Genomic DNA, 12,953 nt, shown 5'->3' on the forward strand with positions numbered 1-12,953 from the left:
GTTATAAAAACAGCTCCAAAATATAATAAATAACCCCGCCAAGCGCTGCGGTTATTGGTAGTGTGATAACCCACGTGACAATCATTCGCTTTGCAACGCCCCAGTTCACTCCTTTTACACGATGGGATGCCCCAACACCCAAAATACTAGAAGAAATAACGTGGGTCGTGCTAACCGGTAAATGAATTAACGTGGCTCCAAAAATAACAGCCGCGCCAGTTAAATCAGCAGAAACACCATTAACCGGACGGATCTTCATAATCTTCCCGCCGACCGTTTTAATGATCCGCCATCCGCCAACCGAGGTTCCAAGTGCCATTGCGGTGGCACAGGATACTTGTACCCAAAATGGAATATCGGTAGTTGTATGCATTCCGCCAACTATTAGCGCCATAGTTATGATCCCCATTGACTTTTGCGCATCATTGGTACCATGAGCATAAGACTGTACGGCTGCTGTAAGAACTTGCACCATGCGAAAGCGCCGGTTCGTTTTTGCTAAGTTGCTATTCTTAAAAATCACTTTAATAATACTATACAAAATAAAACCGATAACAAAAGCTAGAACCGGAGAAAAGAACAGCCCTTCAAGAATCGATATGAATCCGTGAAAGCGAATAGCGGAATACCCTGCTGATACAATTACTGCACCAGTTATTGCACCAATGATAGCATGTGAGGAACTACTTGGAATTCCTGCATACCAAGTAACCAAATTCCAGACAATCGCCGCAATCAATGCCGCTAAAATGACCGTTGTCCCATTTTCCAAATCAAACGGGTTTGTGATTTCACTTGTGATCGTTTGAGCAACCCCAGTAAAAGTCAACGCCCCCAAAAAGTTCATCACTGCCGCTAAAATGATTGCCCTTCTAGGTGTCAACGCTTTTGTGGATACAGATGTGGCTATCGCATTGGCCGTATCATGAAATCCATTGATAAAATCAAAAATAAGTGCAAAAACGACAATTAGAATTACAATTACAAATAGAAAGTCCATTTAAATCCCTCTTTAAGCATTTTTCATTATGATACTTTGCAGTGTACTTGCTACGTTTTGACAATAGTCAGCAATTTCTTCCAATATTTCATAAATCTCTTTGTATTGGATTACTTTAATTGGATCTTTTTCTAATTGAAATAGACTTCTTAGGGATTCACGATAGAGATCGTCACAGTTACTTTCGTAGTCTTTAATTTTTATTGCGTGTGGTTCCACTTCTTTCAATTGATTGTTGGCAATTAATTCTGTGGAAATTAAAATTTCTTGCGAGCATTTCAATATGTAGTCGGTAAATTGGTCCATATAATCATCTGAAGATAAAATATGATAAATGTCCATTGTAGCGGAGAATTCTTCCATGCCATCCATAATATCATCTAGATTCATGGTTAACTGGAGGATATCCTCCCGCTCAATTGGCGTAATAAAAGCCTGATTTAAATCTTTAATGATCTCATGTACCTTATCATCTGCCTCTGATTCACGCCGCTTGATGTTACTAGCAAATTCCTTTAGTGTTTCTGTATCTTTTACCTTATAATGAACAAAATAGTCCACCGCTTCGTTTAAATGCTTGGCAAAGTCGACTAGGTAAAGTGAAAACTTGTCTGGTTTTTTATTAAACACGTTTAACCCTCCATTTTGTAAAAAAGCCCTAACCCATTATACTTCTTTTGCACAAAATAACAAAAGCTTTCCTTATCATACCAAATTCAACCACGAATAAACACGAATTTTGTTGTATTTTTTAACATTCTTCCACTCATTATACACTTGCTTTAGCTAAGTAGCGAATGCAACGTTATTAATGTTGATTTTCAGATGTCATGTTCTATCGCACCATCTCGCCTACACAGGCCAAACCTTCTTTCAATATACTGCAATAGGTACGAAAGGAGGGTTTTTAATACGTTGCTAAACAAACAACTAATTTATTTGATCCTTGGATTAGCTTTCGTTATAGCCATTCCAATCATTTTAAATGTGTTTATTTTTGATACCGAGCCAACCGATTCCAATTCTGATTCAGACGATGGGAAAAAAATTTATTGGGGCATCGATTCCGCAAGCAGCGCTGGTAAAGACGTTTATCAATGTGTGAAAGATAACTTTGGTCAGCCTGGAGTTTGGGGTAGATATATAGGCGATAAGGAAGATGTTTCAACAGGTTTAAGTGCAGATGAGGCTGAATTTTTACATGAAAAAGATGTACGGATCCTCGTTATATACAACCATTTTACAGATGCTACTGGCTATGATCACGGCGTTGATGAAGCAAAGCACGCAATCGAATTAGCTCAAAAACTCGAAATTCCGGATGGTGTGGCTATTTTCGGTGATATCGAACCGAAATTCCCCGTCGATTCCGCATTTATGCAAGGTTGGTCTGATACACTTACCGAATCCGCCTATGAACCTGGATTATATGGGGTTTTTGATGAAGGAAGTGCCATTGTGAAGGCTTATAATGCTACAGAGTCGAAAATGCGGGAAAATACAGTTATTTGGACCGCATATCCACAAGAAAAAATCACCACAAAAGAAAACGCTCCAGAATATAATCCCCAAGGACCAGAGGATGCATTGCTTTACGGTTGGCAATATGCAATTGAGTCAGACAAATGTAAGATCGATACCAATTTATTTAAAAATGAAATGCTGGATTATTTATGGTAAAAAGCACGAAAAGGCTGTTAACGAAATGTAACGGCCTTTTTCTATATCATTGTTTTGTTCAACTGACCTGAGTGCTAATAATTCGACCCAGTCGGATTCAGTCCGTGCCAATTGTAAACTTCAGCATCTACACGCCAGGAGCCTAACAACAAGGTTTCAATTAACATGTTACGTCCAATAATCTGGATCCGCCATTCTTAGTTCTTCAACGACATCGTCCAAATCAGCTGGGGTGATCAAGTAGACAGGATAGTGTTCCATACCCGCTGTTTCTTGATGAAAAAAACGTCCGCTCCCAGGAAACTCCTCATCCATTAAAATGAGACATCCATCACTTTTATCAATAAGCCATTTATTTTTTGCCTTGAATTGAAAAGCTCCTTTATAATCACCAACGTAAAGAGGTTTATAAAAATCTGCGGTCAAAGTAAGTTCTTGGTATGCCTGTTGTATTGGCTCTGGCCAACGGGTTTCTTGATTTTCAAATGGAGGAATGAGGGCTAGTTTAATATCATACGTTTCTTTTAAATCTAGAACAACCTGCCCTGTCCACATTTCAACACCCATTTGACCCGAGAGCAGAACCCATTCCAGCCCTTCTTCAATAAATGATATTAACCGTTTTTTAATTGCCGCTTTTATAAACGATATCCGATGATCATCTTCTTTAAATATATTTAATTCCATTGGTTTATACCCTGTTACAGTTAAAACTTTCATTAATATTGCCTCTCTTTCCAAACAAATCCACCTGTGGCCGAACATGGCTACGTCGTTCAGCCTCGAATTGTAAAAAGGAGTTGGCAATATCGAATGCCAACTCCTTTTAAGATTAACACCATTTATTCGGTTGTTTCCAGTTATTCATTCCCATTGGTGGTTGACCACAGTGTCCCATGCCAGGATTGCCGTGGTTCATTGCACCTGCAACTTGGTTATTTCCTTGCTCCATTCCGAAATTACCCGGGGACATCGCGCCTGCAACTTGGTTTCCTGGTCCAAATCCCATCGAAGCTTGTGGTGGATAATTAAATGACCCACCATATTCATCTACACAATCCTCTGTATTTTGCACTGACGTAGAATGTGGAAATACATGCTTATTCTTTACTAAATGATGATTCATAACAGTCGTATGAGAAGGATGAACGTGTTCTACCACACTCTCTGTGCAATGATGAACACAATTATGCTTTACCGGATGCACAATTTGTTTAGGGCACCCGCAGTGTGGTCCATGTTGATGTCTCATATAAAAAGCCCCTTTCCTTGATAGGTACACTACTAACCTATGATAGATGCCTTTCAGTTGTATAAGACAGCAACCTATTTCACCGGAATATTTTATGATATAATATTCTGAAAAGGGGGAGTAATAATGACAGATACAGTAGAAAAAGCAGTCCAAGATGAATATCCAGAAGACTTCTCATGGTGTTATGGCTGTGGAAGATTGAATGAAGATGGCTACCACTTCCGAACCGGGTGGGATGGGGAAAATACCGTCACAATTTATACACCACGTCCAGAACATACAGCATTACCCGGCTTTGTCTACGGCGGCTTAATCGCCTCCCTAATTGACTGCCATGGAACCGGTTCAGCTTCCCTTGCACTGCACCGGAAAAACGGACATGAACCAGGTGACGGTGTGGAGCCACCACGATTCGTAACAGGCTCACTACACGTCGACTTCATCAAACCAACACCACACGGCACACCGTTAAAAGCAGTTGGAACAATTGAAGAAGTCCATCCAAAGAAATGGAAGGTACATACGGAAGTTTTTGCTGAGGGAAAAGTTTGTGCCAAAGGAGAAGTTGTCGCAGTTGTGATGCCAAGTACGTTTTTGGAAAAGTAATGTGAAAAGAGTTGTATGAGCCTATTAATCATACAACTCTTTTTCAGGTCAAGCCTGATTTTTAAAATAGGCGAGCGTTTCTTCCTCTTCGCCAGATTCAAAAAGCCCTAAAGCATTAATCACCTGAACGGCAAACTCCACATAGGCCGGTCCTTTAGCAGTAATAAATTGCTGATCCACTGTTACAGCCACTTCTTGTTTGACAGAGGATTTTTCCAGCTATTCACACACAATAAAACTGACTCGTATTTTCATATAAACGACAATAAACTTCCTCTACATTCAATCCCTTCAACTCCGCAATTTTAGCGACGGATTGATGAATCATTTTTGGATGTGTTTTTTCACCCATGAAAGGCCCCTTAAACCGCCAAGGCCCATCCGTCTCTACCATCATGTTTGATAAAGGGTAGTGTTTAACAAGCTGCTGGATTTCCCGTTCATACAATACATCTGGCGTAATGGAAATGTAATAACCATTTTGCTGCATACGCTCAATTGTTTTATAATCACCTTTAAACCAGTGAAAATGAGCCTTTTTCACTGAATGCTTTTCCAATAAATCACAGACAAGTGGCGCATCATCATACACAGCATGCAAAACAATTGGCTTATCTAACGTCACAGCTTGCTGAATAAACAATTCCAGGATCTCCAGATAAAGGTCTACTTGAAGATTGGGGTTTTTCTGCCGTGAATAATATGGCAATCCAACTTCGCCAACAGCAACCATCTCCTCCTGATTTCTCTGCATGAATGCTATGATTTCATCCAACATTAAATCAGATGGTAATTCTTGTTCCGGATGGTAGCCAAATGCCGGTTTAATCCTTTTATCAATCCGGGAAAATTCTAGATTCATTTCGGCGGATTGTAAGTGACATGATACAGCAATTAATGCAGCAACATGATGGTGCTTCAGTTCCTTTAACAACCTATTTCGATCTGGTACACCGTACATATCCAAATGTATGTGTGCATCGATAACCTGACTCTCCACATTATTCACCTAGTTCCCGATAGATTAATTTTTTCCAATGCAAAAATTCCTCTGACAAAAGGATGTCTTCTTTCCTAGGACGTGAAAAAGGGATAGAAATTTCTTTTTTCACTGTTGCAGGTTTATCAGTTAACACAATTACTCGATCAGAAAGATAAATGGCTTCCTCAATACTATGTGTTACAAACAAAATAGAGCGTTTGTCTTCCTCCCAAATCGATAATAGCCACTTTTGCATTTCCAATCGGGTGAACTCGTCTAATGCCGAAAATGGTTCATCTAAACAAATAATCGATTGTGGACTTAGCAAGCTGCGGATAAAAGCTGCACGCTGCTGCATTCCCCCGGAAAGTTCGTGTGGATATGCATGCTCGTACCCCTTTAGTCCAGCACGTTCGATCATTCGCATTGCATCCACTTCACTTCCTCCCCCAGCTAGTTCAGCACCAAGCAATACATTTTTCAATATGCTTCGCCAAGGGAGCAATGACGGTGATTGGGGTGTATAACTAATAGCCCCTTTTGTCCCATTTATCTGCTTATCATCTAAATAAATCGTACCCGAATCAGGAAAACGTATCCCACCTATAACATGGAATAATGTACTCTTTCCGCTACCAGATGGCCCTAAAATGGAAACAAATTCCCCCTCATGTACGGTAAATGATATATCGTTTAGTATCACATTTTGGTTATACGATTTTGTTAAGTTGTCGATTTTCAGTTTTCCCATCTCAATTCCCCTCTGATTTCCAACTAAGAATTCTTTTTTCTAGAAAAGCGATCAGCGAAAAGAACAAGAGACTCAAAATCATAACAAAAAATATCGCAACAAAAACGCGATCGGTCCGAAATGATGATGAGGCCAATGTCATATAGACGCCGATTCCCTCATTCGCACCAAGCCATTCGGAAATAACCGCTCCCATTACACTATAAGTTGCCGAAATTTTTAACCCGGAAAATAAGGACGGTAACGCACTGGGGATTTCCAATTTGGTGAAAATCTGTCTCTTATTTGCTCCGGCCATTTGTGCATAATGAAGCAAATCACGATCCGTTTGCCGAAACCCATCCAATGCTGCAACAGCAACTGGAAAGAAACAAACCAATGTGATCACGATTATCTTAGGCAACACCCCAAATCCAAACCAAATAACGAGGAGCGGTGCAAGCACAATAATCGGGATGTTTTGTGATAGGATCATCAATGGAAAAAATGCTTCGCGTATAAATGAAACAAGGTGCAGACAAATAGCAACAAGAATCCCAACGCTTACACCGATCAAAAGACCAACAACCGATAATGTAATGGTTGAGACTAAATGATGTTGATACATCGGCCAGCCTTCTATTCCTGTTTGAACAATTTGTGATGGTGCGGGAAGGAGCCAATCCGGTATATCAAATAGTATACTGGAAAGCTCCCATGCACTGAACAAAAGGAGGATAACCACAAGCGGTTTCCATCCTTTTTCAATGATCCCTTTCATTAGCGATATTTCTCCGTCAGTTCATACATTGAAGCCCCATCTGGTTTATGAAACACTTTTACCTGCGAAATAATACTTTCACACCCGCGTTCAGTCATCCTTGTATTCATTTTTTCGATAATTGATAGAAGCACCGGCAAATCGCCTTCCATTGTTGTCTCGAGCGGGTTCACCTCATATTTCACGCCTGATTGAGCAATAACTTCTATTGCAGCATCTACATATGGAATCGTATCCTCCCCATTTTTTGTCTTTGGTATAATTTGTACACTCACTAACGCATTTGCCATTTAAATAACCTCCTATTTTGGTAGAAATTCATTCGTAAAAGCTTTTTCGCTATCTAGTCGTGTGTCTAATAGATTGTTATCGTACATCCAATTTGCATAATTCTCCCAGACTTCTAGTTTCTGTTCGCCCCAACGATCGGCATCATCCTGGTATTTTGGTGAGAGCCACTCTTGACTCGCCTGTACCAGTTCCACATCAAGATCGGGAACTGCGTCTATCAATATAGCAGCCGCTTCGTCAGGGTTATCGATAGCAAATCTATATCCTTTCGAAACAGCCGCTAAAAACTTCTTAACCGTTTCCGGATTTTCCTCAATTGTTTGTTCATTCGTCGTAAGAACAGGTGTATAATAATCAAGTTTTTTCGAGTAGTCAGTTAGGTACAACATGTTTAACTCCTCACCGCGCAGTTCAGCTTCTACACCAGTCCAGCCATAATAAATCCAAGCAAAGTCAATATCGCGTTTCACTGCCGTAAAGAAGTCAGTGTTTCCCATATTGACAATATCCACATCATCGGCAGAAGCATTCTCTTGGTTCATAAGGGATGTAAGAACAGCCTTCTCAACTGGCGCACCCCAACCACCATACGTCTTCCCGGCAAAATCTTTCGGTGATGTGATATCTTTTTCTTTAGGTGAGGCAAAACCAGATGTATTATGCTGAATCACTGCTGCAATGGAAACGATCGGAACACCTTGTACACGTGCTTCCGTAATACTTTCCTGCGCACCCACACCAAAATCGGCCTTACCTGACGCGACAAGCTGATCAGCTCCAACTTCTCCCGGCATCATAATTTCCACATCCAGTCCCTCGTCATTAAAGTATCCCTTTTTCTGTGCAACATAAATGCCAGTATGATTCGTGTTTGGTGTCCAGTCCAAGACGAACTTTATTTTCTGCTTAGTGTCCTCATCTTGATCCGCACTTTTGGACTCGTTGTTGCCGTTACATGCCACAAGAACGGTAGTGAGCATAAGTAACATTAAAAGCTTCTTCATTTCCTAACCTCCATCGTGTATGTAATTTTTGTTTAGGAAAATGACCGGCATAAAAGAGTAAAAATGACAATAAAAAAACACCACCATTTTTAAACCTGGGGTGCATGCAAAAAAAGAAAGATTTACCTTTTCTTTTAGATAAATTCGCCTTTTCTTTTAACATGATGTTCCCTACGCTGGTTTCAGCCAGATCAGGTTCCAAGGGTCAGTATCTAACGGATACAATCTCAACCAGCTCAACTGGTCCCCCCACAAAATCTATTTAGTTTTGATCTTACATGTATAAGGTACTACATTACGATACCGTTTTCAAGAAGAATTATAATTTTCAAACCGGATCGTTAAATATTGGCCCGCCAAACACTGTTGTATGATATTCTCCCGATTCCCCCAGCGGACAAACATCCTTCTTGCTAATATCCGTAATAAACGACTCATCTACAAGTCGGCCTATCCAGCTTTCCGGAAGTTTTGTATTATCTACCTTGATAACCCGTGCCTGAAACTTTGAAGCGACAAATTCTCTTAATAAATCCAATACCTTATGTTGATCCGTCCACAACGGGTAAATCGGCGCTACGCCAGCTTTTTCTGCAACCTGCTCTCCCCACTCACGATGCCCTTCTAAGTATATGTCACCAAATGCCACGCTATCAATCTCATAGGTCATTTTTAAATCTTGTAGCGTATGAACAAAATCCTGTGTATATTCCGTAAAGTCTGTTTTGATAAAATGAACGGGAATCCCGATCCGTTCAGCCTGCTTTTCAATTCGATCAAGCTTCTCCCCATGCGCGACTGTTTCATGTTTTTCCTGCCATATCGTTGTAATCAGACAGGAAACATCATGACCTTGTTGTTGCAATCGATATAATGCTAGACTGCTATCTTTCCCACCACTGAATGATAAAGCTATTTTCATATCTACTGGCTCCTTCTTCTACTAATTATCTACACTATATCACTCAACCCTAAAAGAAAGAAAGCCAGTGGTCAGCTGGCTTTCCCCAGGAGGTTTCATGGGTTGTAATAAATCTTCCACAAGCCTTGTTTCGATTTATACTTTATTCTATGTGCATGCAGCCTCATTCGTATTGGTGATTTCCTCAAGACAACCGTACATTTAGCGCGAAATCTAGTCGGTTTTTCGTAATGTTTGTTGCTATGTGATTTGGTAGTTGATATATAATGCGATGCAAGTAAGAAGTTGCTCTCCCACCAGAATCTTGATCGGGTCGATGCTACCTCGTTCGGGTTGATATTCTCGATTCGGGTTGATGTTTCTCGGATTCGGGTTGATGTTCCCTCGTTCGGGTCGATGTTTCCTCGTTCGGGTCGATGTTCTCGGATTCGGGTTGATGTTCCCTCGTTCGGGTCGATGTTTCCTCGTTCGGGTTGATGTTTCTCGGATTCGGGTTGATGTTCCCTCGTTCGGGTTGATGTTCCCTCGTTCGGGTCGATGTTTTCGGATTCGGGTTGATGTTCTCGAATTCGGGTTGATGTTCTCGGATTCGGGTTGATGTTCCCTCGTTCGGGTCGATGTTCTCGGATTCGGGTCGATGTTTCCTCGTTCGGGTTGATGTTCTCGGATTCGGGTCGATGTTAAAAACAACTTTCCAGCTCCAGCAAGCTGTGCCCCACAACATGAAGACCTTTTCTTATTGTAGACGAAATAAATGACGATATATGGAAAGTGTGTTAATTAAGCCAAAAATATTTTATAATTATAGTGGACAACTAAACAAAAACTTGAAACCAAATACGGCTTTGATTCGTATAAGTGTTATCACTAAATTCATCGAATAAAAGGAGGTGAATACAGATGCTGGAATTGCTAGGTCAATTGACAGGGGATGTTTCGCCGCTTTACTTGTATCTAAGCATAGCTTTATCCATGATATGTGCATATCGTGGCATTTCGATAAACTTACATCACATCCATCAGAACAATGAAATGTTTACCAGACAATGGCATGCGATTGAATTTCGTTTACTTCCAATGCAAGAAGAACTTGGAATAAACATGGAAATTCAAAACTGGATTACCACAAAAACAAAACGGATAGAAGCCCCGGATGATGATACAGACAGCCATTCCTTCTCGTTATCAACGACAATTAAGATACTACGAGGAGGACAACAATGGAAAGAAAATCTGTATTCACAATCCTTACAAAATATAGCTTTATCGGTTTCATCTTATTAATCGCTTTAACCGGATGCCAAGGTGCAAATGGTGATCCAATCAGTGCCGATTCACCTGGCTTTTTCGATCATTATTTCGTTTATCCTTTTTCCCTGTTAATTAAAGGGCTCGCTTCGTTGTTAAATGACAATTTTGGCGTATCAATTATTGTTATTACGTTGCTTGTTCGGCTTATATTGATGCCTTTCATGCTGAAGCAAATGAAAAGCAGCAATCAAATGCGTGAGAAAATGAACGTCATGAAGCCGGAAATGGATGCAATTAAAGAAAAGTATAAGGACAAAAAAGATAAAGAATCACAAATGAAAATGCAGCAGGAAACGATGGAACTTTATCAAAAACATCAGATGAATCCAATGGCCTCTCTAGGCTGTCTACCAATGATCATTCAAGTTCCAATTTTTATCGGACTTTACTATGCAATCCGGCGAACTCCGGAAATCGCAACACACAACTTTCTCTGGTTTAACTTAGGGCAAACCGATATGATTCTGCCATTTATCGCTGCAGCTATCTATTTATTACAGGCGCTGGTTTCACGAATCGGAATGGATCCAAACCAGAAAAAGCAAATGGCGCTATTTAGTTTTATTTCGCCAATTATGATTTTTATTGTCTCATTTAATTTCCCTGCCGCTTTGCCATTGTATTGGGCCGTAAGTGGGCTATTCTTAGTTTTTCAAACATTAATTTCGAAAAGAAAATACCGGACAAAAACTGAGGAATCATAAAAGAACAGCACTTCCAAAACGGAAGTGCTGTTTTGATTTGCTATAGATTCAACGAATTATTCTACGCTGCTGCAGTAAAACGGATAAAATCAATCGCATCTACTGACGTATATAGTTTCGTATTTTCTCCATAACCACTGCTAACATCAAGGACTAACACCAATTCATCTGTAACCGTTGAGAGAATGCCTTCTATTAAATTATTATCTGTAGCTACCTCAACACGTGAACCAATTCTTGTCGCTAGTTCTGCAGCAAAAGTATCTGCAAACATCTAAATCCCTCCTCTTATATTTCACTAACAAATTCGACTTTTTCCATACGGACCAATACTTGATCTCCAGTGGTTTCAATAATTGCGATATAGTCATCTCTTACAGCAATTAATGTTCCAGTTACCATACCAAACGGGGTCGTCACTTGTACTGTTTCATTAACCAAATCTAATAATACGTCACGAAGTGTATTAGGTGTACCTGGCGTGGTTGGCGGAGGTGTTTCTGTTCCACCATCTGTATCGCCATTTCCTACGCCGATATTGAAGTCGACATCTAATCCTGGTAAATCAAGTGAAAAATCATTACTTACCCCACTACTTGAAGCAATATTTTGTGACAATTGGTTAAGATACCTCAATAGATTTGTCTGACGATCTGTGAGTGCCAACTGTATCCATCCTTTCTGTTAATATAATATCTATCTCTATTTACCTTATTCTTATTCCATCCTTCTGTAAGGGCATTTACCATCCAATCCTAGCTAATTCCACCAATATCCTATACATATAGATAGATAACTAGGTTTGCCCTAATGTTGTATTCTGCCCGCAGTTGTATACACTTCAGGCATCCTTAGGTCGGCTGGAGAGCCTCCTCAGGCCAACACGACGTTGGTCACGAAGCCGTTGCCACAAAAGCAGCCAATTCGAAAAAAGCGACACACCTTTTGAATGTCTTGCCATTAACACATACAACCAGTATCGGCAAAACTAGACTATTAGCTAACACGATCGTTTTTCATACGAATATACTATATAAAAATAAGCTCTGGAGGTGGAATAAATGAGTAATGAAAATAAAGCATCGAAACCGATTATTGATATGCTTATAGAATCGACATTAAAAAAACACGGGGCGACATTAGAACCAAGTAAAATTGACCCTAAGGAAAAAGAACAAATTAAAAAAATGGTTGATAACTTAAGGAAAAGTGTTGAGGATTTATCGCGTGAAAAGAAAGAAGAAAAAGAAGATAATGCGTAAATATCGATCAATAGTCTATTGCATGGTACCAGATTTGCCACAACACTAAGCCTATATCTATAAATATAGTAACACTAGCCCGGATTAAACAGATAATCCGGGCTAACCTATGCCTATCTCCCCTTCTTATAAAAATAGGTTTCTATGATAAGACAATCACCCTTACTCTTTGAAACCTAATACATAACATAAAGTAAACGGCAAGAAGGAGGAGAGATAATGGTAATGTATAATCACCAAAAAAATTTTTTACTAGCAAGAGAAAGAGCTCATGCTCGTAGAGGTAAAGTAGATCTATGTGATAATAACTGTCATAGTCATTGTGATAGTCACTGCGATAATCACTGTGATAATCATTCATGTAATCACTGTCAACAGTCAGAAGCAAGCCACCACCATCATGAGTCCTGTCATAGACCAGAGCA

General features: G+C 39.9%; 19 protein-coding genes and 1 riboswitch. Of the genes, 5 read left to right on the forward strand and 14 right to left on the reverse strand.

Annotated elements, in window-relative coordinates; genetic code table 11:
- Nucleotide 1: 1 nt before the first annotated feature.
- Both C8270_RS18405 and C8270_RS18410 read right to left on the reverse strand, forming a co-directional pair.
- Nucleotides 2-1,000 (reverse strand): inorganic phosphate transporter, encoded by a 999-nt coding sequence (locus C8270_RS18405; protein WP_106498237.1) that lies wholly within the window; start codon nucleotides 998-1,000, stop codon nucleotides 2-4.
- A gap of 12 nt (nucleotides 1,001-1,012) precedes the next feature.
- Nucleotides 1,013-1,630: a DUF47 domain-containing protein gene (locus C8270_RS18410; RefSeq protein ID WP_106498238.1), complete on the reverse strand. Its 618-nt coding sequence runs from the start codon at nucleotides 1,628-1,630 to the stop codon at nucleotides 1,013-1,015.
- Between the two features lie 285 nt (nucleotides 1,631-1,915).
- Between C8270_RS18410 and C8270_RS18415 the strand changes: the two genes are divergently transcribed.
- The gene (locus C8270_RS18415; protein ID WP_234028594.1) at nucleotides 1,916-2,680 is read left to right on the forward strand and encodes a glycoside hydrolase domain-containing protein; all 765 of its coding nucleotides are present in this window, start codon (nucleotides 1,916-1,918) and stop codon (nucleotides 2,678-2,680) included.
- Nucleotides 2,681-2,848: 168 nt separating this feature from the next.
- Here the strand turns inward: C8270_RS18415 and C8270_RS18420 are convergent, their stop codons facing one another.
- Together C8270_RS18420 and C8270_RS18425 are read right to left on the reverse strand one after the other, a co-directional pair.
- Entirely contained in the window at nucleotides 2,849-3,400 is a 552-nt protein-coding gene (locus C8270_RS18420) for an SLOG family protein (protein ID WP_106498596.1), read from the reverse strand.
- Between the two features lie 112 nt (nucleotides 3,401-3,512).
- Nucleotides 3,513-3,932, reverse strand: a complete 420-nt coding sequence (locus C8270_RS18425; RefSeq protein ID WP_106498240.1) for a spore coat protein — start codon at nucleotides 3,930-3,932, stop codon at nucleotides 3,513-3,515.
- A gap of 126 nt (nucleotides 3,933-4,058) precedes the next feature.
- On the opposite strand from C8270_RS18425, the gene C8270_RS18430 reads away from it, so the two are divergent.
- Nucleotides 4,059-4,541: a PaaI family thioesterase gene (locus C8270_RS18430; protein ID WP_106498241.1), complete on the forward strand. Its 483-nt coding sequence runs from the start codon at nucleotides 4,059-4,061 to the stop codon at nucleotides 4,539-4,541.
- A 48-nt stretch (nucleotides 4,542-4,589) separates the two neighbouring features.
- Here C8270_RS18430 and C8270_RS20705 read toward each other — a convergent pair whose 3' ends face one another.
- The 8 genes from C8270_RS20705 to C8270_RS20145 all read right to left on the reverse strand — a co-directional run bounded on the left by C8270_RS20705 (nucleotide 4,590) and on the right by C8270_RS20145 (nucleotide 9,941).
- A complete protein-coding gene (locus C8270_RS20705) occupies nucleotides 4,590-4,721 on the reverse strand; it encodes a hypothetical protein (RefSeq protein ID WP_267894851.1) in 132 nt (43 codons plus the stop codon).
- A gap of 43 nt (nucleotides 4,722-4,764) precedes the next feature.
- Entirely contained in the window at nucleotides 4,765-5,550 is a 786-nt protein-coding gene (locus tag C8270_RS18435; protein WP_267894852.1) for a TatD family hydrolase, read from the reverse strand.
- Nucleotides 5,543-6,274, reverse strand: a complete 732-nt coding sequence (locus C8270_RS18440) for an ABC transporter ATP-binding protein (protein WP_106498243.1) — start codon at nucleotides 6,272-6,274, stop codon at nucleotides 5,543-5,545. Before C8270_RS18440 ends, C8270_RS18435 begins: the two co-directional genes overlap by 8 nt.
- A 1-nt stretch (nucleotide 6,275) precedes the next feature.
- Nucleotides 6,276-7,034 carry an ABC transporter permease gene (locus tag C8270_RS18445; protein WP_106498244.1) on the reverse strand — a complete coding sequence of 253 codons (759 nt, stop codon included), beginning with the start codon at nucleotides 7,032-7,034 and terminating at the stop codon, nucleotides 6,276-6,278.
- Entirely contained in the window at nucleotides 7,034-7,324 is a 291-nt protein-coding gene (locus C8270_RS18450; protein ID WP_106498245.1) for a thiamine-binding protein, read from the reverse strand. Before C8270_RS18450 ends, C8270_RS18445 begins: the two co-directional genes overlap by 1 nt.
- 12 nt (nucleotides 7,325-7,336) lie before the next feature.
- Entirely contained in the window at nucleotides 7,337-8,329 is a 993-nt protein-coding gene (locus tag C8270_RS18455; protein WP_106498246.1) for an ABC transporter substrate-binding protein, read from the reverse strand.
- 151 nt (nucleotides 8,330-8,480) lie between these two features.
- Nucleotides 8,481-8,590, reverse strand: a riboswitch (TPP riboswitch).
- Between the two features lie 67 nt (nucleotides 8,591-8,657).
- A complete protein-coding gene (locus C8270_RS18460; protein ID WP_106498247.1) occupies nucleotides 8,658-9,251 on the reverse strand; it encodes a diphthine--ammonia ligase in 594 nt (197 codons plus the stop codon).
- Nucleotides 9,252-9,491: 240 nt separating this feature from the next.
- A complete protein-coding gene (locus C8270_RS20145) occupies nucleotides 9,492-9,941 on the reverse strand; it encodes a hypothetical protein (protein ID WP_158701775.1) in 450 nt (149 codons plus the stop codon).
- A 210-nt stretch (nucleotides 9,942-10,151) separates the two neighbouring features.
- On the opposite strand from C8270_RS20145, the gene C8270_RS20150 reads away from it, so the two are divergent.
- Together C8270_RS20150 and yidC are read left to right on the forward strand one after the other, a co-directional pair.
- Nucleotides 10,152-10,535 (forward strand): hypothetical protein, encoded by a 384-nt coding sequence (locus C8270_RS20150; protein WP_158701776.1) that lies wholly within the window; start codon nucleotides 10,152-10,154, stop codon nucleotides 10,533-10,535.
- A complete protein-coding gene (gene yidC, locus C8270_RS18465; RefSeq protein ID WP_106498248.1) occupies nucleotides 10,472-11,266 on the forward strand; it encodes a membrane protein insertase YidC in 795 nt (264 codons plus the stop codon). Before C8270_RS20150 ends, yidC begins: the two co-directional genes overlap by 64 nt.
- Before the next feature lie 61 nt (nucleotides 11,267-11,327).
- Here the strand turns inward: yidC and C8270_RS18470 are convergent, their stop codons facing one another.
- Together C8270_RS18470 and C8270_RS18475 are read right to left on the reverse strand one after the other, a co-directional pair.
- The gene (locus tag C8270_RS18470; protein ID WP_106498249.1) at nucleotides 11,328-11,540 is read right to left on the reverse strand and encodes a hypothetical protein; all 213 of its coding nucleotides are present in this window, start codon (nucleotides 11,538-11,540) and stop codon (nucleotides 11,328-11,330) included.
- 14 nt (nucleotides 11,541-11,554) lie between these two features.
- Nucleotides 11,555-11,932 (reverse strand): DUF2642 domain-containing protein, encoded by a 378-nt coding sequence (locus C8270_RS18475; protein WP_106498250.1) that lies wholly within the window; start codon nucleotides 11,930-11,932, stop codon nucleotides 11,555-11,557.
- Nucleotides 11,933-12,327: 395 nt separating this feature from the next.
- Here C8270_RS18475 and C8270_RS18480 point away from each other — a divergent pair, with 395 nt between their 5' ends.
- Complete coding sequence (locus tag C8270_RS18480; protein WP_106498251.1) at nucleotides 12,328-12,528, forward strand: hypothetical protein; 201 nt, start codon at nucleotides 12,328-12,330, stop codon at nucleotides 12,526-12,528.
- The last annotated feature ends 425 nt before the right edge of the window (nucleotides 12,529-12,953 follow it).

The sequence above is a fragment of the Lentibacillus sp. Marseille-P4043 genome (assembly GCF_900258515.1).
Taxonomy (GTDB): Bacteria; Bacillota; Bacilli; order Bacillales; family Amphibacillaceae; genus Lentibacillus_C.

What these genes read in the sequence shown, in the direction of transcription:
- C8270_RS18420 (WP_106498596.1), bottom strand. Translation starts at nt 3,400, where the DNA reads ATGAAAGTTTTAACTGTAACAGGGTATAAACCAATGGAATTAAATATA.
- C8270_RS18455 (WP_106498246.1), bottom strand. Translation starts at nt 8,329, where the DNA reads ATGAAGAAGCTTTTAATGTTACTTATGCTCACTACCGTTCTTGTGGCA.
- C8270_RS18425 (WP_106498240.1), bottom strand. Translation starts at nt 3,932, where the DNA reads ATGAGACATCAACATGGACCACACTGCGGGTGCCCTAAACAAATTGTG.
- yidC (WP_106498248.1), top strand. Translation starts at nt 10,472, where the DNA reads ATGGAAAGAAAATCTGTATTCACAATCCTTACAAAATATAGCTTTATC.
- C8270_RS18470 (WP_106498249.1), bottom strand. Translation starts at nt 11,540, where the DNA reads ATGTTTGCAGATACTTTTGCTGCAGAACTAGCGACAAGAATTGGTTCA.
- C8270_RS18445 (WP_106498244.1), bottom strand. Translation starts at nt 7,034, where the DNA reads ATGAAAGGGATCATTGAAAAAGGATGGAAACCGCTTGTGGTTATCCTC.
- C8270_RS18480 (WP_106498251.1), top strand. Translation starts at nt 12,328, where the DNA reads ATGAGTAATGAAAATAAAGCATCGAAACCGATTATTGATATGCTTATA.
- C8270_RS18405 (WP_106498237.1), bottom strand. Translation starts at nt 1,000, where the DNA reads ATGGACTTTCTATTTGTAATTGTAATTCTAATTGTCGTTTTTGCACTT.
- C8270_RS18440 (WP_106498243.1), bottom strand. Translation starts at nt 6,274, where the DNA reads ATGGGAAAACTGAAAATCGACAACTTAACAAAATCGTATAACCAAAAT.
- C8270_RS18430 (WP_106498241.1), top strand. Translation starts at nt 4,059, where the DNA reads ATGACAGATACAGTAGAAAAAGCAGTCCAAGATGAATATCCAGAAGAC.
- C8270_RS20150 (WP_158701776.1), top strand. Translation starts at nt 10,152, where the DNA reads ATGCTGGAATTGCTAGGTCAATTGACAGGGGATGTTTCGCCGCTTTAC.
- C8270_RS18450 (WP_106498245.1), bottom strand. Translation starts at nt 7,324, where the DNA reads ATGGCAAATGCGTTAGTGAGTGTACAAATTATACCAAAGACAAAAAAT.
- C8270_RS18460 (WP_106498247.1), bottom strand. Translation starts at nt 9,251, where the DNA reads ATGAAAATAGCTTTATCATTCAGTGGTGGGAAAGATAGCAGTCTAGCA.